This is a genomic window from Chitinophaga sancti (assembly GCF_034424315.1).
GTDB lineage: Bacteria > Bacteroidota > Bacteroidia > Chitinophagales > Chitinophagaceae > Chitinophaga > Chitinophaga sancti.
On record NZ_CP139972.1, the window covers coordinates 6,411,169 to 6,431,450 of the forward strand.

The following is a 20,282-nucleotide window of genomic DNA, read 5'->3' on the forward strand; positions in this document are numbered from 1 at the left end:
CCTGACCGGGATTGCGCACAACCTCGTCAGGCAGCACTGCTTAAAAACATAATTTTATGCAAAACCACAAACGCCCTGCGGCCTCCATCCTGTTTATTTTTGGAGGTAGCGGCGACCTGAATTACAGAAAACTTTCGCCGGCTTTATATAATCTTTTTCTGGACGATTACATGCCGGAAAAATTTGCTATCGCAGGTATCGGACGTAGCCAGTACAGCAATGAAGACTATCGTACCCATCTCCTGGATGGTATCAACAAATTTTCCCGTCGTAAGGATGAGCAGAATGGTCACTGGGAAGCATTCTCCGGGAATGTAAGCTACCTGCAGATGGATGCGGACAACCAGGCTGCTTACAGCAAGATTACCGACTATGTGAAGGAAAAAGAAAATGAATGGGGTGAGCATCCAAACGTTATTTTCTATCTGGCAGTAGCACCCCAGCTAGTGCCATCTATCGCGCAGAAATTAGGGGCACTGAACCTCTGTACAGATAAGAATTGTACCCGTATTGTGATCGAAAAGCCATTTGGCCATGACCTGCAGAGTGCTCATGACCTGAATGCGCTGCTGGGTCGTTTGTTCTCAGAAGAACAGATTTACCGCATCGACCACTACCTGGGTAAGGAAACCGTTCAGAACATCCTGGCGCTGCGTTTTGCCAATGCCCTGTTTGAACCGGTTTGGAACCGTAACTATATCGATCATGTACAGATCACTGCTTCTGAAACAGTAGGTCTGGAAGATCGTGCACAATATTATGAAAAGTCAGGTGCCCTGCGTGACATGGTGCAGAACCACATCCTGCAGGTACTTTGTATGGTCGCTATGGAAGCACCGGTATCATTCGATGCGAATGAGGTGCGTAACAAGAAGGTAGACGTACTGAATGCTATGCGTCCGTTCACCAAAGGTGAGGTGCATGAGAACGCGGTACGTGGCCAGTATTCCAGTGGCTGGATCAAGGGCAAGGAAGTGCCTGGCTACCGTGATGAGAAAGGTGTGGCAAAGGAATCTGCTACAGAAACCTATGCTGCTGTGAAATTCCATGTTGACAACTGGCGCTGGCAGGGCGTACCTTTCTATGTACGTACCGGTAAGCACCTGCACCAGAAAGCAACTAACATCACCCTTCAGTTCCGTCCGGCTCCTCACTTTGCATTCCCAACAGAATCAGCAGAGACCTGGAGGCCGAACCGCCTGACGATCAGCATCACTCCTGAAATGGATATCCGTATCCGTTTCCAGGCTAAACGCCCGGGTCAGTCTATGACGCTGGAACCAGTAGACATGGTATTCAACTTCGATCACCAGTATGGTGATGACCATGCACCGGAAGCATACGAAACACTGCTGCTGGATGTAATGGAAGGAGATGCTACCCTGTTCATGCGTGCAGACCAGGTAGAAGCTGCCTGGAAACTGATCATGCCAATCCTGGAAACATGGGAAAGCCGTACACCGGTAGACTTCCCGAACTATGCGCCGGATTCATGGGGGCCTGAAGATGCTGATGCAATGATCGCCAGAGATGGACATGCATGGATCAATCTGCCTAAATAATATCTGACATGGAATTACATATAGCCAAGAATACCCAGGAACTGAGCGAAAACCTGGCTGCATGGATCAGCAACTATATCCAGGAAGTATTGCAGGACCAGGACATTTTTACATTTGTACTATCCGGCGGCAGTACACCTAAGTCGCTGTATCACTTACTGGCTAAGGAGCCTTACAGCAAGATGATTCCATGGGAAAGGATTCATTTCTTCTGGGGTGATGAGAGAGCTGTACCATTTGAAGATGATCGTAACAATGCACGGATGGCATTCGAAACGCTGCTGGAAGTAGTGAATGTACCAAAGGAAAATATTCATGTAATGCGCACCAACATCAAGCCGGAAGAATCTGCGGCAGCGTATGAAGAAATTCTGCTGGAATATTTTAAGGATTCAGACACGACCTTCGACCTGGTATTGCTGGGTATGGGCGATGATGGGCATACACTATCACTCTTCCCCGGTCTGCCAATCGTGCAGGAGAAAAAGGCATGGGTAAGTGCTTTCTGGCTGCAGGCCCAGGATATGTACCGCATTACGCTGACGGCACCTGTGGTGAACCAGGCGGCTTGTGTGGTATTTATGGCAACTGGCAGCGGTAAGGCTATAACCCTGAAGAATGTGATTGAAGGTACTTTTGATGCGGAGAAATTCCCTTCTCAGTTAATCAGGCCGCAGGATGGTGAGTTACATTGGTTTGTGGACGAGGCTGCGGCAAGTGCGCTGGAAATGTAAAATGATCTCTTTTTAAATAGAAGCCGGTTGCGAAAGTGACCGGCTTTTTTTATTTTGTTGAGTATGAAACCATCACTTATTTACCTGTTCGCCATATTGTTCGGCGCTTCCACCGTTATAGGACAAAAGAAATATACTGCCGACTGGGCATCGCTGGAGACCCGGGGTATTCCAGCCTGGTTTAACCAGTCTAAATTCGGCATCTTCATACACTGGGGTGTTTACGCCGTACCTTCTTATGCACCGGTAGGTCCGGGTGGTTATTCAGAATGGTACTGGTATCAGCTGGATGGGCGTACGGATGGCCCGCATGATGCCACCCGCGCTTTTCATGACAGGAACTATGGCAAAGATGTGCCTTACCAGGACCTGGAAAAGCAGTTTACCGCTTCTATGTTTAACCCTGACCAGTGGGCGGATATCTTCCGTCGCTCAGGTGCGAAATATGTCGTGCTTACTTCCAAGCACCATGAAGGCTATACCTTGTGGGATAATTCACAGGCGAGTGAGAGCTGGGGCCGTACCTGGAATGCGGTGCAGGGAACTCCTAAAAGAGACCTGCTGGGTGACCTGACAAATTCAGTGCGCAAGGCCGGCCTGAAAATGGGATATTATTACTCTCTGTACGAATGGTTTAATCCCATCTGGAAAAAGGATAAACAACAATATATTAACCAGGTAATGATACCTCAGTTCAAGGACCTGGTAACGAAGTATAAACCTTCTGTAATCTTCTCTGATGGGGAGTGGGAATTGTCTGATACGGCATGGCATAGTACATCGCTGCTGGCCTGGTTGTACAACGAATCCCCGGTGAAAGATGAAGTCGTGGTAGATGACCGCTGGGGTAGTAATACACGTGGGAAACACAATGGCGCTACTTACCTGACTTCTGAATATGGCAGTGGTATGCAGCCGGGTGTGATCTGGGAAGAAAATCAGGGTATTGGCCAGTCTTATGGATATAACCGCATGGAGAATGTGGATGACTATAAGAAGAGTGCAGACCTGGCCCTGATGCTGGTAGATATTGTATCAAGAGGTGGTAACCTGCTGCTGGATATAGGGCCCACTGCTGATGGCCGTATTCCCGTGATCATGCAGCAAAGATTGGTTGATATAGGAGCATGGCTGGATGTAAACGGAGCAGCGATCTTTGATACGAAAACCTGGAAAGAAACAAGGCAATGGAGTGAGGGAAAGATCCCGGAGATGAAGGAGTCTAATTTCATGTCAGATTACAGTATCTCTAACCTGATAAAACCCGCGAAGGATCGTGCACATGTGGAGATGTTCTTTACGCAGAAAGGCACTACATTGTATACCATTTTACCGGGGTATGTACCGCAGGTGAAGATTAAGAATTATATGCCTTCGAAGAAAGCGGAGCTGAGTATCTTGGGATGTAATAAGAAGATTGCGGGAAAACAGGTGGGGAAAGATTTTGTAATTGATTTATCATCATTGAAACCAGATGATTTACCAACAAAGATGTTTACCATCCAGATAAAATAGACTCAAAAAAAGGGGCTGTCAGAACTTCGGAACAGCCCCTTTTTTTCTGAAAATGGGTTTCATTCCCGTTGGTGAATTCCCTCCTTCATGAAGGTTTTTATTCGGGTTCCTGATGGAGAGAAAAATTTTTAAGCGATTCCCAGGGGGGCATTTTTACTTATGATATATCCCCTTTGTTTTGAGAATTTACCAGTTATCGATACTTATTTTTTGCATTGTTTCTGTATTCAGTAATGCCCCTATTTCTGTGCTGGGATAGATATCTTCGAAAGTCTTCACCTGGTTCATAAATACTCTCCTGGAAAGGTGGCTCCGGGTGATATGATGTGGTGTTTCCAATCCTGCAGCAGCAGCGAGTTCTATCGCACTTTCAACTGTATCCTGGTGATAGTTTGCTACCCTGTGTTTTTTATCATCTACTACCAGGCCTGCCTGCAACCATTTATCCTGGGTGGCTACGCCTGTGGGACAACGGTTGGTATTACAGATCAGCGCCTGGATACAACCTATTGCCATCATCATTGCTCTTGCACTGTTACACGCATCGGCACCCAATGCCAGGGCGCGGAGAATGTGGAAACCTGTCAGGATCTTACCGGAGGCAATCACTTTTACTTTATGGCGGATATTATATCCTCTCAGGGTATCGTGTACAAATGCGAGTGCATCCATCAGTGGCATACCTACAGAGTTACTGAATTCAGGAGGCGCAGCACCGGTACCGCCTTCACCACCATCTACGGTAATAAAGTCAGGGTAGCAGCCAGTTTCCAGCATAGCTTTACAGATGGCATGGAACTCGGATTTCTGGCCGATACAGAGTTTAAAACCTACGGGTTTACCTTTTGCCAGGATCCGCATATGGCTGATGAATTCCATCATCTGGCGCGGCGTATTGAAGGCGGTATGGTAAGGGGGGGAGGCCACGGTAGTATGTGGTTTTACATGACGGATAGCGGCTATTTCGGGCGTGTTCTTAGATGCTGGCAGGATACCGCCATGGCCTGGTTTTGCACCCTGAGACACCTTCAGTTCTATCATGCGGATCTGTGGTTTTGCACTATGCTGCGCAAATAGTTGTTCGTCGAAATTACCCTGTTCATTGCGGCAGCCGAAATAACCGGTACCAATCTGCCAGATGATGTCACCTCCCTGGTTCAGGTGGTGTTCACTGATACCGCCTTCGCCGGTGTTGTGGGCAAAGTTGCCAATTCTGGCGCCACCGTTCAGTGCTTCTACCGCATTGGCGCTCAGGGAACCGTAACTCATGGCAGACACGTTGAGAATGCTGGCGGAGTAGGGCTGCTGGCATTCAGTGCCGCCGATGGTTACACGGGGATCCTTGTTCATGGTGTCGAATGAGCGTGGCTGTATGGAATGGGCCATCCATTCATAACCTTCGGCGTATACGTTGAACTGAGTACCAAATGGTTGTGAGTTAAGTTCCCGTTTTGCACGCTGATAAATAGTAGAGCGGTCTACCCTGTTTACAGGGCTGCCATCGATGTCACTTTCTACAAAGTATTGATAGATTTTTGGACGTATATCTTCCATCAGGTAGCGCATTCTACCCACAATCGGGTAATTCCGCATAATGGCATGTTTCTTCTGGAGAATGTCAACAAATCCGAGGATAATAAGTGGGATAATTACTACCAGTAACCACAGTACCGAGGGAAAGAAATAGCCTCCGCAGCATATAAGCGTGAGACTGCCTAGCGTAAAAGCAAAAAATCCTTTCATAAACCTGCTTCCTTTTTGATGAGTGGCTAAGATAGGAGAATTTATATATATCGACTTTGGGTATGGCATAACAACCGGATCCGCTGCACTGCGCAGCGGATCCGGTTGTGGCCTGCTGCTACCTGAATTAAATGCAGGGGAACTCACTACTTATGTAGATTCTGTTTGTTTTGCTGTAGTATAGCCTTATATTAGGGCGATTAATATCAACTGAATATGCATTTAAGGAGGTTTTTACTGGTATGCGGCCTGTTCACAGCCGCCGCCACCAAAAGTTGGGCGCAGGCACCGTTTGATGCTTCGCAATTGAAGGTATCCTGGGAGGTAGGGGAAAATCACTATCAGGGGAAAGCACAGTTTTTATCTGTATTCACCATTGTCAATACAGGTCATACGGCATTCCCTGCCCAGGGCTGGCAATTGTATTTCAACTTTGTAAGACCTGTAACTCCTGGTCCAACCACCGGTGGTGTAAGTGCAGCGCATGTAAATGGAGACCTGTATAAACTCAGTCCTACAGGAGAAAGTAAGGGAATTGCACCGGGCGATTCTATCCGTGTTTCACTCATTGGTGAAGCATGGGCGGTGAACTTTACCGATGCGCCGGACGGTTTGTACCTGGTGTGGGATAAGGAACCGGCAAAAGGTTATGCTATGCCGGCATTAAATGTGCGTCCATCTACACAACCTAAGCAATACCTGCGTTTTCCGGGAGATAAGATCGGTCTGATTACTCCACAGGATATTTACGAACAGAATAAGCATACAGTGGATATACCGGTGGAAAAATTGCCGAAGGTATTCCCGACTCCCCGTAAGATCGAAACCGGGAATGGGGAACTGGTGCTAACACCTGCCGTTACAATCAGCACAGATCCTGCATTTGCAAAAGAAGCTGCTTACCTTTCCGCAGAACTGAAAACTATATTTGGTAAGGAAGCGGTAGTGAGCAATGGTGGTAATGCAACCATTACATTATCCACAGATGCCAGCCTGGCGCCTGAGGAATATACATTGACAGTGACCAGTACTGGTGTACAGATTAAGGCGGGTGAAGGTGCCGGTATTTTTTATGGCATTCAATCCCTGAAATCCATGTTCCCGGCCAATGCATGGGCTGGTGTACAAAAGAAAATAAGCATCCCTGCGGTGAATGTAACAGACGGCCCTCGCTTTGGTTACCGTGCATTTATGATCGATGTAGCCCGTAATTTTCATAGCAAGGATGATATCTGTCGTTTGCTGGACCTGATGGCGATTTATAAATTGAATGTGCTGCATTTTCACCTGACAGATGATGAAGGCTGGAGACTGGAAATTCCTTCCCTGCCTGAGCTGACAGCTATCGGAGCACATCGTGGTCATACTGTAAATGAGCAGGATCATCTGCAACCTGCATATGGTTCAGGTCCTGACGTGAATAACGAAGCCGGCAGTGGTTTTTATACCAAAAAAGATTTTATTGACATCCTGCATTATGCGGCAGACCGCCACATTACGGTGATCCCGGAAATAGAAACACCGGGTCATGCGCGTGCAGCAGTAGTAGCCATGAAAGCCCGCTTTGAGAAATTATCAAAAGCTGGACAACAGGCTGCAGCTGAAGAGTATTTATTATCAGATCCGAAGGATCAGTCAGTATATCACTCTGTACAAAACTGGAACGACAATGTGATCAACGTGGCATTGCCGGCAGTGTATCATTTCCTGGACAAGGTAGTGGAAGAGGTACAGGGCATGTACAAAGAAGCGGGGCTGCCACTGGAATATGTACACATGGGTGGAGATGAGGTACCTGCCGGAGTGTGGGCGGGCTCTCCTGCCGTAAAGGCGCTGATGGAAAAAGACAAACGTATTCGTGAGATCAATGACCTGTGGTATTACTACTATGGTAAGGTGAATACCTTATTGAAAAACAGGGGATTGAAACTGTATGGCTGGGAAGAACTGGGCATGCGTAAAACCACCCTGGATGGTCAGCCATTCAGCATGCCGAATCCTGGATTCAGTGGAGAGAACCTGATGGTGGATGTATGGAACAATATCATGGGTGGTGGAGCAGAAGATCTGCCTTATCGCCTGGCGAATGCGAACTACAAAGTGGTATTATCTGGTGTGAGCAATATGTACTTCGATATGGCGTATATGAAGTCATTCGAAGAACCAGGTTTCTATTGGGGGGGATTTGTAGATGTGGATAAACCATTCTATTTCATTCCGCTGGACTATTATAAAAACTCAAAGGTGGATGCGTTGGGTAATCCGCTGGATCCGGCTATTTTCAAAGATAAGCAGCGGCTGACTGCTTATGGTGCAGATAACATTGCAGGTGTGCAGGGCTTGCTGTGGAGTGAGACGGTGAAAAATCGTGGGAGAATGGAATACATGATCCTGCCCAAATTATTAGGACTTGCAGAGAGAGCATGGGCGAAGGATCCGGAATGGACAACATCTAATGACAGTACTTTATATCCAACAGCCTGGAGCGAATTTGCAAATACATTGGGTAAGAAGGAATTAGTGAAGCTGAGTTATTATAATGGCGGGTATAATTATCGTATACCTACGGCAGGTGCAAGCGTGGTAGATGGGGCCGTACTGGTGAACCTGCAATTACCTGGATTTGTGATCAGGTACACTACTAATGGCAAGGAGCCTGACGGAAAGAGTAAAGTTTATGCAGGTGCTATAAAAGAAAAAGGAACCATTAAACTGAAAGTATTTGATGCGAAGGGTAGAGGAAGCAGAACGGTTTCAATTGAAAATAAATAGTTTTAAAATGGCTTCCTCCGCACAGGGAAGCCATTTTTGTTTTATCCCCATACTTATAGTAAATTTGCATTATAATACGCCCTTACCTAAGCCTACCACAACAAACATCTGCATTTAAAAAAAAATTGATTATCTATGTCAAAGATCATGATAGCTGTAGATCTTAGCAGCTATTCGGCCAGCGTTATTGCTACTGGTATGGAACTCGCGCGGAGCACCAAGTCTCCTGTAACCATTACTTCTATCCTGGATAAGAACACAGAGGTAGTGCCTGTGATCGAATCAGTGAGTCCTTCAGCCGATGAGCTGAATGGTCGTTTGCAGGATATTATTGCGCACCTGGAAACTTACAGGGAGCATTATCCTGATGTAACCGTATCCGTTATTGCTACCCTGGGTAATCCAAAAGAAGACATCCTGGAGCAGGCGGCAGATGAAGCGGCTACTATGCTTGTAATTGGTACGCATGGCCGCACCGGTCTGGACCATTTACTGATTGGAAGCACCGCTGAATTTGTGATCCGCCATTCTTCTATTCCTGTGCTGGTAGTACCATACAGGAAAGAGAAGCATTAAAATTTAATTAAACTGTTTACCATATCCTTATTGCCTTTCAACTTACACGTAGTTTTGTGTGTTAAGTAAGGATCATGCTATACATAAAATCTTACCTGTAATGCCTCTGAAAGACAAGATCAAATTAGGTCCGTTGTTGCGTAAACTGCATTGGAAAGAATTGCTGGCTGTACTATTTATTTTGCTGGCTATTTATTTCTTCAGGCAACAGCGCCATGAACTCTATTCCCTGATGCCTGCCATCGAGCGGGCAAACCGTTTCTGGGTGATCATCGGCATTGTGCTTACAGTAGGATATATTCTCCTGCAGGCATGGATGTATCTATATAGTTTCCGTTCTGTAGGTAGTAGGCTGAACATTGGAAGAGGAACTGAGTTGTTCCTGAAGCGGAACCTGCTAAGTATCTTTTTGCCGGCTGGAGGGGTGAGTTCACTGGCTTATATGCCACAAAGCCTGAAACGTAGCCAGATCAGTAAACAACAGATCCACCAGGCCTCAGGGATCTATGGATTTGTAGGTATTTTCTCTGTATTCGTGGTTGGATTGCCGGTGGTGGGGTATGCGATACTGCACGACGAATCCATGCTGGAGGCAGTAGGGGGACTGGTGACAATTTGCGCGGCGCTGGCTGGTGTAGTCTGGGTAGTGCGTTCTATTCAGACGAGGGGTGCCGCTTACAAGCTGCTTGCTAAATACCTGCCGGGTGTGATGGAGCATGTAGACGAGATTTTCGCCTTTGACCTGAACCGGCCTGCATTTGTAAAAACAGTAATGGTGTCTGCCGGTATTGAGCTGGCAGGCATCGCTCATTTATACCTGAGCATGTTGGCTACCGGTGCGCATCCGTCTTTAGAAGCGGCCTGTGTGGGATATATAGTGGCTACGATCTTCCTGATCGTATCACCATTCCTGCGGGGATTGGGTGCTATTGAGCTCTCTTTGGCTTACCTGCTGACGAATTATGGGTTTACTTCTCTGCAGGCATTGGAAATCACATTACTATACCGTCTTTTTGAATTCTGGCTGCCTTTGCTGGCCGGGATATTTGCTTTTGTCCTGAAAAGTCGTCACCTGGTGTTGCGCTTAGTGCCACCGGTGTTAATTTTTCTGCTTGGCATGGTAAACATTTTTTCGGTATTAACCCCTCCGCTCGCGAATCGTTTGCGCGTGCTGAGAGGGTATATTCCAACAGAAAGTATTCATGCATCCAACCTGCTGGTGGTGTTCCTGGGGCTGGTACTGCTGGTTACGGCCACCTTTCTTTTCAGGGGCTTGCGCAGTGCCTGGATTGTAGCATTGACAGTATCGGTATTATCTGCTTTTGGGCACATCAGTAAGGCATTGGATTATGAGGAGGCCACACTGGCATTGTTAACTGCTTTTATCCTGCTCATTACTGCCAGGCAATACCGGATTAAGAGTAACCGTCAACTGGTGAATATCGGGGTTGTAACGGCGGTGGCAACGCTGCTGGTGGTGCTGATTTTTGGTACGATCGGTTTCTATTTCCTGAATGTGAAGCATTTTGGAATGGACTTTACTTTGCTGCATTCATTGCGTGCATCATTTCATGGTTTCCTTTTGCTGGAAGATGACGGGTTGAAACCGGTAACGCGTTTTGGCCGTGAGTTTCTGAGTGCTATCAGGGTATTGGGTGTAGGTGCCTGGGCATTCCTGTTCTATACCATCATCCGCCCTTATCTGCCTGCGGGAAAGCATACCAATGCAGCGATGGAAAAGGCCCAGTATTACCTGAGTCAATATGGTAGCTCTGCGATGGATTATTTCAAGGTAGGAGATGATAAGCTGCTCTTTATCTCTGAGAAATATGAGGGCTTTATCGCCTACAGGGTAGCCAGTAGTTTTGCGATTGTACTGGAAGAGCCGGTATGTGCAGATGAGGCAAAATTGCCTATGCTGCATGAATTTGAGGCGCAATGCAGGAAGATGGGATTGAAGCCTGCATTCTACAGGGTGGACGAACAAAGTATGTATTATTTTGAACACCTGCGGAAGAAGAAGATCCTGATAGGGCAGGAGGGTATTGTGGATGTAACGGCGTTTACGCTGAGTGGAAAGGATAAAAAATCATTGCGTAATGGTTTGAATAGTCTGGCTGCGAAGGGGTATATAACGGCGATACAGCGGGCGCCATTGAGCCCTGAGCTGGTACAGGAGCTGAAAGAGGTGAGTGATGAATGGCTGGTGGATTATGATGTAAAAGAGATGACTTTTTCACAGGGATTGTTCGACATAGATGCTATCCGCGACCAGGATGTGATTACGGTAACGGATGCGAATGGGCAGGTGGCAGCATTTTTGAATATGATTCCTGACTATGCTCCCGGGGAGTGTACTTATGATCTGATTCGTAAACGTGCGGCGGCACCTGGTGGTTGTATGGATTCACTGATCATTGCATTGATACAGGATGCAAAGGATCAGGGTTTACGGTATCTGAATCTGGGCCTGGTACCTATGTCGGGTATACAGCAACCGCAGAATACAGCGGAGCAGGTGGTAAAGTTTGCGTACGAAAAGATCAGGGCATTCCGTCATTATCATGGATTGAGAGAATTCAAGGAAAAGTATGCAACTGACTGGACGAACAAGTATCTTGTATATGAACATGATTTTGACCTGATACAGCTGCCGGCTGCATTGAGCAAAGTAATGAAGGCTTGATCATAAAAACGTGTACGATGGTGAAAGGATTATGGTTAATGGGTGTACTGAGCCTTGTATTGGCGACAGCCCATGCGCAAACGGATATTAACAAACTGCCGGTAGTGGTGAAGGCACCTGCGGCTGGCAATCAGCATCCGGTGATATTGTTCCTGACGGGGGATGGAGGGATGAAGAAGTTTGCGGTGGATATGGTGAATTCGCTGTCAGCAAAAGGTTATCCTGTGATTGGTTTGAATTCCCTGAAGTACTTCTGGAGTAAGAAGACTCCACAACAGGCGGGTGCAGATGTAGCGGCTTTATTACAGTATTATGGGAACCAGTGGAACAATCATTCTTTTTTGCTTGTTGGTTATTCCATGGGAGCGGATGTATTGCCTTTCATTTATCAGCATTTGGGAGCAGGTTTGCAGAACCAGACGTTATCGCTGGTATTTTTGTCTCCTTCGGCGAGTACGGATATGGTGGTGCATGTAGCGGATATGTTGGGTAAGAGTTCAACGCCGGGGGCGCTGAATGTGCCGGCGGCGATGAATACGATTACGAATAAGCCATTGTTGCTGATCTTTGGAAAAGACGAGAATGATTTTGACCTGCATGCATTGACGATTACGAATTACAAGTCTTTGGTGTTGCCGGGTGGGCATCATTATAATGATGATGCTCCGGGGGTAGTGACGCAGATGGTATCGCACTGGGGGCCCAGATGATAAGAATTTCAATAAAAGAGAGCGCTCTTCCTGTTTGGGAGGGCGTTTTTTTTATCATGAAAACTTGGCCGATCGCCTAAATTTTCCGCTTAACAAACAGTTAACTCTCCTAACAATTTTTGCTAAAACGTTATACCATTCCATGTATATAAATAATTGCTGGTCATTTGATTATGTGGGATTTTTGTAGCTATTTTTATTCGTTAACATCTTATTAACCAAATTCTCAGTCCGGTAATGTATCATTACAACGTAGTAATGTAATGTAGAAAAAAAGGATTTGTACCGCATTTTGTCAGCCATGGAAACCTCTTTCGGGTCTCTACCCGTGAGAATTTATCTGAAAGCGAATACACGAAAAACTATAATGGATAAAAACGTATTTCAAGATATGGCAGCGGGTGGGTGCACCGGTGTGCTGAAATCCGCTGCAGATGAGCCTTTTAATGGTTGGTTTTTGATGAAAACTCCCCAGGTTTCAACCGGGGGAGTTTATTTTTTAATTAATGAAAGTGATTGGAAAATAAGGCGCAGCTGCAACAAAATAGCAGTAATTTTTTTTAGCTTGCATGCAGGCTATCCTGTATTAAAAATTGATCTAACACCCTCAAAATATAAGTTTATGAAAAATGCGTTCCTGACTGCCTTTAAGGGCAGATCCAGCATTCCAGTTAAAGATAGGGATGGAGTTAAAAGAAGTTTGGTAACCGTTAAAATAGCATTCACCAATTAAGGGATCGATACAGAAGACACAACATTTAATAGGCTATCCGATAAATCAGCAAGGAAAAATCCATTGCAGACCTGGAACGAGTGACTTAAAATTTTTATTATTCTAGCACATTGTAAACCCCACTATGCCAGCATGCCTAAACGTTATTTTGAAAGACTGCAAACCATTGATTACCTAATCAGGATCAAAGGCACAGGAAAGCCTGCCCACCTTGCAAAGAGGTTAAGGATTTCTGAAAGAACATTATTTGAATTCTTAAAGATGATGAAAGAGCTGGGCGCACCCATAGCATATGACCGCTATAAGGAAAGCTACTACTACTCGGAAAAAGGAGGCTTCAATATTCGATTTGCGAAGAATCTAACACTAGCGCTTGTGACGCACCTTCTCTTCTGGATGATGTAACCCATTCCTACTGTGTAACCCAATTCACACAGCTAATTTTTCTAACCGGCCCAATTACACTGCACCGTCCCTTTTAGGGGATTTGGTCAGGTTTACCTTTGTCCGGAGCGGCGTTACTGCGGAGTATAACATTCCGCAGTTAACGCTGTATTAACCATATCATTAACTGAGCATTAACCGAATTTGAAAAAACTCTTCCTACCTTCCATCCTGTTACAAAAAAGATTATATGGGGTTTGTCTTGCCTTTTATCCCGCATAGGCAAAACTGTATAGGTAGCACCTTAAAATTCGCAATTACCTTTTTCTCATAAGACGGTTTAGATTTCATAAGCTTCTGTACGCAGGTTTCTGTTAAGTTACCTGCTAGTTTTTCTTTACCGTCTATAAAAAACTCGGCCCTCACCTTACGGTAAGGGCCAGAACATTCACATGTCAACCCGTTACAGCTCGTGTCAATGAGTATACTGTAACGTTTTAATTTTTTAGTCAGTCACTAATATTTGAACGATATATCAAAATTAGAGATAATGTTTTGAACTGGTGGTTAACCGATTGTTAAGGCACCCCCATTTTTGTAATCCATAAATTTTTTACAGTTAATATTGTATTACGAAATCAGAGATCAAGCTCTTTTTCTTTTCCTTTCATATTGTTTTACTATTTGGGAGCCTCCAATTTTATGAGTAAATTGGTTGTAATCCACGACTTCCTGCCTACATCCCTAATCAATAGCCTGGCTTACGTTTAAACGATTATAATCTTTTTTGGTATTCTTTAATATACAAACAATTGTTTATTAGTATTTATTGAAAAATCATATACTTATCGGATTGACTACTGCAGGGATTTGTTTCAAATTTGTTTCGGTATGGGAGACCGTGTATTTATTCCATTACAGCCATACAGTTATACCAATTTAACGACACTTGCAGTGCCGGAAATAAAGGTTTTCGCAACTTATACAAACCCAAAAAAAACAATATGAAAAATGTGCGGCGCAACAGCACTGGGCAGGCCAGCGGGGAGGATGCTTTAGGGGCGGAAGGAGGAGAATATGCGGATTCTAAACACCTGGTACAGCAACTGGCAAAAGATATCAGTAATGTTGTGTTCATGGATAGTGATATTCCCGGATTAACAGCAACCGAAGCCGCCAATATTCTGAAAGCAGCCTATCCCGATATCAATGTATTGTTATTCTCTGTCCGAAATAATGAAACAGCTATCACCACCATCAGCAGCAAACAGGAACCTGTACCAGCGTCAGCTTCATTGAGTGCCTGTTTTGCACAACTGTATGAAGCTTCTATCCAGGCCAATACGGCCACCATTCAGAAAGTACTTGCTTTTTTCAACCGTAAGCCGGAAGAAGAACCCATGCAGTATGGGCTTTCTCACCGTGAGTTACAGGTATTGGATTGCCTGGTAAACGGAGATACTTACAAAAAAATAGCCGAGCACTGTCATATCAGTGTCGGCACTGTGCGTTCGCATATTATGAACATCTATCGCAAACTGGATGTCAATTCCCGATCCTCTGCCATTGTTAAAGCTATGCAGGAAAGACTGGTAGGTTAGCCAGGGCTACCCTGTCATTTCCAGAATCCCGCCGCTTTTACCTGTTTCCAGCCCAACTGATTGAGCAACTTTCTTGTTTGTACCACCATCGGAATATATCCAGCTACATAAAAGGTAGTATCATGTAAGGGTAATTGGAGTTTGTCCAGCCAGCTGATAACATCTTTTTCCTGACCATCAGAGAACCGTACAGGCATTCCCATAATTTCTGTGGGTAGGGGATCTTCATCTATCGCCAGGGTATGGAAGCCCTGCTCCGGGTTTCTGCGATGATAGAGGGAGAGGATATGACCTATGGCACTGGCATCGCCGATGCATACCAGCTGCGAGGCACCGGTAGGCTGGTGGAACCCGCCACCAGGCCCCATGTAGGCTACAGGATCGCCGGGAGCTAGCTGCCGGAGCCACTTGCTGCCCTCGCCTATATGGCCTGCATCTATGATCAGGGTGGCGATGCGTGTATTATCATTGTAGTGTGCTACGGTGTAATCTCTGAGTGCGGTGCTGCTTACCTGGCATTTCAGGTGCTGGCAACTTCGCCATGCAAGCGAATCAGGCATTTGCATTTCAAGTTGCAGTAAGCGATGATCAAGTGCTGTTACCTGGCGCACATGCGCAGTCTTTCCCATCCTCCCCATCAGGAAGGCGGTTGCTTTTTCCTTTAAAGACATATGTTTGAATGTGTTTACTCTACTATCCCTGTCAGTTCCGGGAAGAGGTCAGTGATTAATGCGATGGCCTTGGGTGAGCGCAACCGAAGGTGTGTAAAGATGCCGTTCAATTGTAGTACGGGCATCAGATCGATGATTTCCTGTACGGCTATTTCATAGGATGGATAATCTACAGGATGTTCAATTACAGCAAGACTGGCGAGGAAATCGGAAACAGCCCCACGCTGTAACCGCACATTATTTTCTGTGCTGATAGCATGCATGTCATTGGGTATTATATTGTTCGGCTGCATAAAGAGATCATTAATTCGGTACAAAATTATTGATGCTTCACTCCTGGCCCGTTATACTATTCCGGGGCAGATAGGGATTTATCCCGTACACTTTCCCGGAAGGCGGCAGGAGTATAGCCTGTATGTTGCTTAAAAAAGCGGTTGAAATAAGAGACTTCATTGAACTGCAGGTGCCAGGCTATTTCCTTCACACTTTCTTCTGCATGCAGCAGTAATCGCTTGGCTTCCAGTACCCTGCGCTCTGTAATGAGGGAGGATGCTGTTTGCCCGGAATGTTGCCTTACTACTTCGTTCAGGTAATCGACTGATATGTGGAGGGCTTCGGCATACTGTGCTGGTTTGGTCCATTCCAGGTAATGTGCTGCTACCAGCTCACGGTAGCGGATCAGGAGTGATTTATTGCCGGCAGGTGCTTCCGTATTATTGCGTTGCAGGATCAGTAAGAGCACGGAGAGGTAATGCTGCAGGAGCGGGATGGCCTGCGTTTTTTTGTCATTGTACTCCTTTTGCATGAGACAGATGAGCTGATTCACAGACTCCAGTTCATCACCAGGCAGGCGCACAGGCCCCTGGAGGGTCATTGGGAGTGAAATAAGCGGCAGAAAGTCTGCCGTGAAAGCAATCCCCCATCCTGTACCTGTCTGTTCCGGAAGGGCCAGATGTACCTGTCCTGGTACAATCAAGCCCATTTCACCAGCATTCAGGGTCACCTGCTCCATATCGATCATATGTGCACTGACTCCATCTATCAATACAAACAGCATATAGTAATTATGCCTGTGTACATCCGCGATGGCTGCCATTTCTATCTGAGACTGGCTGGACATGATCTTGATGGCAAATGAAGGCAGATCCGGGTACAGGCCTTCCAGGCTTTGCGACGCTATAAATTGCTTTTTCCGAGGCATATCATAAAGATAGACGAATGGGTATGGAGAAAATTGTAGAATTAACGAAAAAGTTATTTACCCCTCTTGTTTATTAATTATAAATTGAATAAATTTATATACCCTATGAGTTCCAAATAATTATTAAAAAACCTATGACCATGAATTGGATTGAGGAGTTAAATGTGATCTACCAGAAGCTAGGCGCTATTGGTTTTGAAGAAGTAAAAAAAGAGATTCTAAAAGCCCAGATGAGTGGGCATAACGGAGAGACCTATTACCTTGTTCTCCAGCAGTTAATCATGATTAAGAAGGATAAAGTACAGATCTATGAACTAATTAAGGGTGAAGTAGAGAATATTATCCACTTCAGTAAGCACATGATCCACCTGAATTAGTTTTTTTCAGCCAGTTCTTCTTTTAAGCTTTGCGCTTTGAAATAAATGGGTGCACTATCCGGTATTTTCAGCAACCATTCGAGGCAGAGTTGTTTATTGCCTTCTTTCAGATAGCTAAGTGCTGTATAGAATGCGGCGTTATACTGGTAAGGTGAAGTTTCCGCAAATACGATCCCCAGATCCTTCCGGGCCAGTTCCAGTTCTCCCAGTTCAACCAGGCTGACACCTTTGTAATAGCGCGCTGCGGCATGCTTAGGATCTTTTGTGAGGATCTGATCCAGCACCTGGATGGTGTGGGAGAAGTGACCGTGGTTAAAACTCATGGCTGCTTCGTGCAAAAGGAGGGCGGTATCGGCTTCCTGACCTTCCCTGTGTATATGTTCCATCTCTGTGCCGGAAAACTGCCTGTATACATCTTTGTGCCATGGGCTCAGGAAGAGTAGTCCGGCCAGACCGGCAGCTATGATAGCGGTGATGATAACGTAAATACTGATTTTTGTGGTTGGATTGCCTTTGGTGTGAAACCAGCGTTCCCGCTGATCGGCGAGCATTTCTTCCAGTTCTTCGCGGGTATTGTCATTGTCCTGGATATTACCGGACCATGCCAGTGCCTCCTCTATGTATTTCATGTGTTCTGCATCCAGGCCTGGCGAGGGGGCCAGGGGATGGAACGTTGCTCCTTTATTGGGCACTTTCTGCATCATTTCCTGCTTCCACTTTAGCTGGCAGGCATATAAGAAGAAGGGCTCGAAATGGTTCGTGAGCAATAATTTGTGATGACGGGCATAGTTATAAATGGCCAGTAAGACCTCTTCAAACACGTTGGCTGCTTCCTTTATATTCCCTCCCCAGCCAATTACCATGTGCTTTACCTTTCGGGAATAGCGCTTGTAAATGGCATCTACAATAGCAGGGGAGCTGTCCAGCAATCCATCTATATAGTCATCATCATTATTTATAATCCGGCTGGATACCATAAAATCTTTCCTATGAACAAAATTAAAAGTAATCAAGGTCAATAGACAAAAATATCTATTACAATGCTTATGCCGGATTTAAAAAATGTTGAATATAAGGGATGAATGGTTTATTATACTGTGCCTTTATAATGCATATCGTATTATTTACGTGTCTTTTATAGAGAACTGATCGATTGTGAAGGCACTGGGGTGATTGTAGTGCCTGGTGGTCAGATTATTCCCCGTTTTTCCCGGATCTGGAAAAATTTCCATTATGCGAGTTCCGGGTGGAGTGTAAAGAGGAGTTTGCCGAGTACCTGCCTGAGGGCAGCCGCATCAGAATCTCCGATGAGGGCTGTGTATTCAGCCTGTATTTCTTCGAAGGTTTCAAATGCGGCTATCAGCAGTTTTTTTCCATTGTCAGTCAGAGAAATGAGAATGGCTCTGTTATCGACGGAATGTTTCGTAGTAGAAATATATCCTTCAGATTCCAGGTACCTGACCACTTTGCTCATCGCCTGTTTGGTGATTCTTGCTTTTCTGGCCAGCTCGTTGTTTATTATTCCTTCTGGTTGAATATTGATAAAGACTACCAAATCTCCCAGCTTAAAATTGTTATATCCTTTCTGTTGTAACTTTTCTACTATTCTGCAGTCCATGTCCTTTTTCAACAATCCCAATAGTCTGGTCAGGCTTCGTTTCCGTTGTGCCAGATGCAGCGTTACCTGCTCATCCAGTGAACTGTTCATTTGCAGTTTGTTTTCAGGGGTGTTACTTATTGGTTCAGCCGGTTACTATCCAGCTGCGTATGCGTTCGTTTCTAATCCCAACCTTATATAATTGCCAGCGTACGGCAGAAGGTGTTTGCTTTCATTTATTGAAGACTGAACGTGCAATACCCAATTCCAATCCCCGTAGTTCGGCAAGGCCCCGCAGTCGCCCAATCGCACTATAACCGGGATTGGTTTGTTTCTGCAGGTCATCCAGCATCTGGTGACCATGATCCGGTCGCATGGGAATACTTAGATTGCGCTTATGCATGACAGCGAGGATACTTCTGACTACTGCATACATATCTACATCGCCTTCCAGGTGATTGGCTTCATGGAAATTACCGATTGCATCCCGCTGTGTGCTGCGGAGGTGAATAAAATGGATATGTTCTCCCAGTCTTTCCACCATGCCTGGCAGATCGTTGTCTGCACGTACGCCGTAAGAACCGGTGCAGAAGCACAGGCCATTAGCCGCATAAGGGGCTGCCTGCAGCAGTTCGCGTGCATCCTGTTCCGTGCTCACTATACGTGGCAGGCCCAGAATTGGGAACGGAGGATCATCCGGGTGGATGGCGAGTTTGATACCTACTTCCTCAGCAACTGGTGCAATTTGTTGTAAGAAATAAAACAGGTGCAGTTTCAGCTGAGTGGCATCAATACCTTTATACTTATCCAGGGCTTCCTGGAATTGTTGCAGTGAAAAGCTTTCTTCAGATCCTGGCAAACCGGCTATGATATTGCGTTGCAGCAGTGTCTTCTCCGCATCGGTCATACTGTCGAAGCGCTCCTTGGCCATAGAGATATCAGCAGGATCGTAATCATTTTCTGCTCCGGGGCGTTGTAGCATGAAGAGATCGAAGGCCATGAAGGCTGCTTTTTCAAACCTCAGTGCTTTAGAACCATCTTCCACGGTATAAGCAAGGTCCGTACGTGTCCAGTCAAGCACCGGCATAAAATTGTAGGTCACTACATAGATGCCGCATTCTGCCAGGTTACGCAACGACTGCTGGTAATGCTGGATGTATGTTTTAAAATCGCCGCTTTGTGTTTTTATATCTTCATGTACAGGCACGCTTTCTACTACGGACCAGGTCAGCCCTGCCGCTTCGATGAGCGCTTTCCTTTCCAGGATATCTTCTTTAGCCCATACTTCGCCATTTGGAACGTGGTGCAATGCCGTTACTATTCCGGTGGCCCCGGCTTGTTTGATATCAGCCAGGCTAACCGGATCTTTCGGCCCGAACCAACGCCATGTCTGTTCCATTCTTAACATACGCATATACAG

Annotated in this window: 19 protein-coding genes; 12 read left to right on the forward strand and 7 right to left on the reverse strand. The window is 45.7% G+C overall.

Annotated elements, in window-relative coordinates; translation table 11 throughout:
• Positions 1-56 precede the first annotated feature (56 nt).
• The 3 genes from zwf (at position 57) to U0033_RS25125 (ending at position 3,811) form a co-directional block, all read left to right on the forward strand.
• Positions 57-1,562, forward strand: a complete 1,506-nt coding sequence (gene zwf, locus U0033_RS25115) for a glucose-6-phosphate dehydrogenase (protein ID WP_072360397.1) — start codon at positions 57-59, stop codon at positions 1,560-1,562.
• A gap of 8 nt (positions 1,563-1,570) precedes the next feature.
• Positions 1,571-2,296: a 6-phosphogluconolactonase gene (pgl, locus tag U0033_RS25120; protein ID WP_072360399.1), complete on the forward strand. Its 726-nt coding sequence runs from the start codon at positions 1,571-1,573 to the stop codon at positions 2,294-2,296.
• Positions 2,297-2,359: 63 nt separating this feature from the next.
• On the forward strand, positions 2,360-3,811 hold the full coding sequence (locus tag U0033_RS25125; RefSeq protein WP_072360401.1) for an alpha-L-fucosidase: 1,452 nt from the start codon (positions 2,360-2,362) through the stop codon (positions 3,809-3,811).
• Between the two features lie 186 nt (positions 3,812-3,997).
• Here the strand turns inward: U0033_RS25125 and U0033_RS25130 are convergent, their stop codons facing one another.
• The gene (locus U0033_RS25130) at positions 3,998-5,554 is read right to left on the reverse strand and encodes an FMN-binding glutamate synthase family protein (protein ID WP_072360403.1); all 1,557 of its coding nucleotides are present in this window, start codon (positions 5,552-5,554) and stop codon (positions 3,998-4,000) included.
• A 22-nt stretch (positions 5,555-5,576) separates the two neighbouring features.
• On the opposite strand from U0033_RS25130, the gene U0033_RS25135 reads away from it, so the two are divergent.
• The 8 genes from U0033_RS25135 to U0033_RS25170 all read left to right on the forward strand — a co-directional run bounded on the left by U0033_RS25135 (position 5,577) and on the right by U0033_RS25170 (position 15,016).
• Positions 5,577-5,738 (forward strand): hypothetical protein, encoded by a 162-nt coding sequence (locus U0033_RS25135; protein WP_177318592.1) that lies wholly within the window; start codon positions 5,577-5,579, stop codon positions 5,736-5,738.
• Positions 5,739-5,770: 32 nt separating this feature from the next.
• Positions 5,771-8,326, forward strand: a complete 2,556-nt coding sequence (locus tag U0033_RS25140; RefSeq protein WP_072360405.1) for a family 20 glycosylhydrolase — start codon at positions 5,771-5,773, stop codon at positions 8,324-8,326.
• A gap of 135 nt (positions 8,327-8,461) precedes the next feature.
• Entirely contained in the window at positions 8,462-8,902 is a 441-nt protein-coding gene (locus tag U0033_RS25145; RefSeq protein WP_072360407.1) for a universal stress protein, read from the forward strand.
• 100 nt (positions 8,903-9,002) lie between these two features.
• Positions 9,003-11,588, forward strand: a complete 2,586-nt coding sequence (locus U0033_RS25150) for a phosphatidylglycerol lysyltransferase domain-containing protein (RefSeq protein WP_072360880.1) — start codon at positions 9,003-9,005, stop codon at positions 11,586-11,588.
• Positions 11,589-11,605: 17 nt separating this feature from the next.
• Positions 11,606-12,298, forward strand: coding sequence for an AcvB/VirJ family lysyl-phosphatidylglycerol hydrolase (locus tag U0033_RS25155; protein ID WP_143150709.1), 693 nt, complete (start codon positions 11,606-11,608; stop codon positions 12,296-12,298).
• 367 nt (positions 12,299-12,665) lie between these two features.
• A complete protein-coding gene (locus U0033_RS25160; RefSeq protein ID WP_143150710.1) occupies positions 12,666-13,031 on the forward strand; it encodes a hypothetical protein in 366 nt (121 codons plus the stop codon).
• A gap of 132 nt (positions 13,032-13,163) precedes the next feature.
• Positions 13,164-13,436 (forward strand): hypothetical protein, encoded by a 273-nt coding sequence (locus tag U0033_RS25165; RefSeq protein ID WP_072360413.1) that lies wholly within the window; start codon positions 13,164-13,166, stop codon positions 13,434-13,436.
• 983 nt (positions 13,437-14,419) lie between these two features.
• Complete coding sequence (locus tag U0033_RS25170; RefSeq protein WP_072360415.1) at positions 14,420-15,016, forward strand: response regulator transcription factor; 597 nt, start codon at positions 14,420-14,422, stop codon at positions 15,014-15,016.
• Between the two features lie 14 nt (positions 15,017-15,030).
• Here U0033_RS25170 and U0033_RS25175 read toward each other — a convergent pair whose 3' ends face one another.
• The 3 genes from U0033_RS25175 to U0033_RS25185 are packed head-to-tail and all read right to left on the reverse strand — an operon-like array spanning position 15,031 to position 16,888.
• Positions 15,031-15,687: a siderophore-interacting protein gene (locus tag U0033_RS25175; RefSeq protein WP_072360417.1), complete on the reverse strand. Its 657-nt coding sequence runs from the start codon at positions 15,685-15,687 to the stop codon at positions 15,031-15,033.
• Between the two features lie 14 nt (positions 15,688-15,701).
• A complete protein-coding gene (locus U0033_RS25180) occupies positions 15,702-15,980 on the reverse strand; it encodes a hypothetical protein (protein WP_072360419.1) in 279 nt (92 codons plus the stop codon).
• A gap of 56 nt (positions 15,981-16,036) precedes the next feature.
• Complete coding sequence (locus U0033_RS25185) at positions 16,037-16,888, reverse strand: helix-turn-helix domain-containing protein (RefSeq protein WP_072360421.1); 852 nt, start codon at positions 16,886-16,888, stop codon at positions 16,037-16,039.
• A gap of 140 nt (positions 16,889-17,028) precedes the next feature.
• On the opposite strand from U0033_RS25185, the gene U0033_RS25190 reads away from it, so the two are divergent.
• Positions 17,029-17,265, forward strand: a complete 237-nt coding sequence (locus U0033_RS25190) for a hypothetical protein (protein WP_072360423.1) — start codon at positions 17,029-17,031, stop codon at positions 17,263-17,265.
• Here U0033_RS25190 and U0033_RS25195 read toward each other — a convergent pair.
• The 3 genes from U0033_RS25195 to uxuA all read right to left on the reverse strand — a co-directional run bounded on the left by U0033_RS25195 (position 17,262) and on the right by uxuA (position 20,270).
• Positions 17,262-18,242 (reverse strand): tetratricopeptide repeat protein, encoded by a 981-nt coding sequence (locus U0033_RS25195; protein ID WP_072360424.1) that lies wholly within the window; start codon positions 18,240-18,242, stop codon positions 17,262-17,264. The genes U0033_RS25190 and U0033_RS25195 overlap by 4 nt on opposite strands.
• A gap of 254 nt (positions 18,243-18,496) precedes the next feature.
• Positions 18,497-18,973, reverse strand: a complete 477-nt coding sequence (locus U0033_RS25200; RefSeq protein ID WP_083571515.1) for a MarR family winged helix-turn-helix transcriptional regulator — start codon at positions 18,971-18,973, stop codon at positions 18,497-18,499.
• Between the two features lie 121 nt (positions 18,974-19,094).
• Positions 19,095-20,270 carry a mannonate dehydratase gene (gene uxuA, locus U0033_RS25205; RefSeq protein WP_072360426.1) on the reverse strand — a complete coding sequence of 392 codons (1,176 nt, stop codon included), beginning with the start codon at positions 20,268-20,270 and terminating at the stop codon, positions 19,095-19,097.
• Positions 20,271-20,282: the final 12 nt, after the last annotated feature.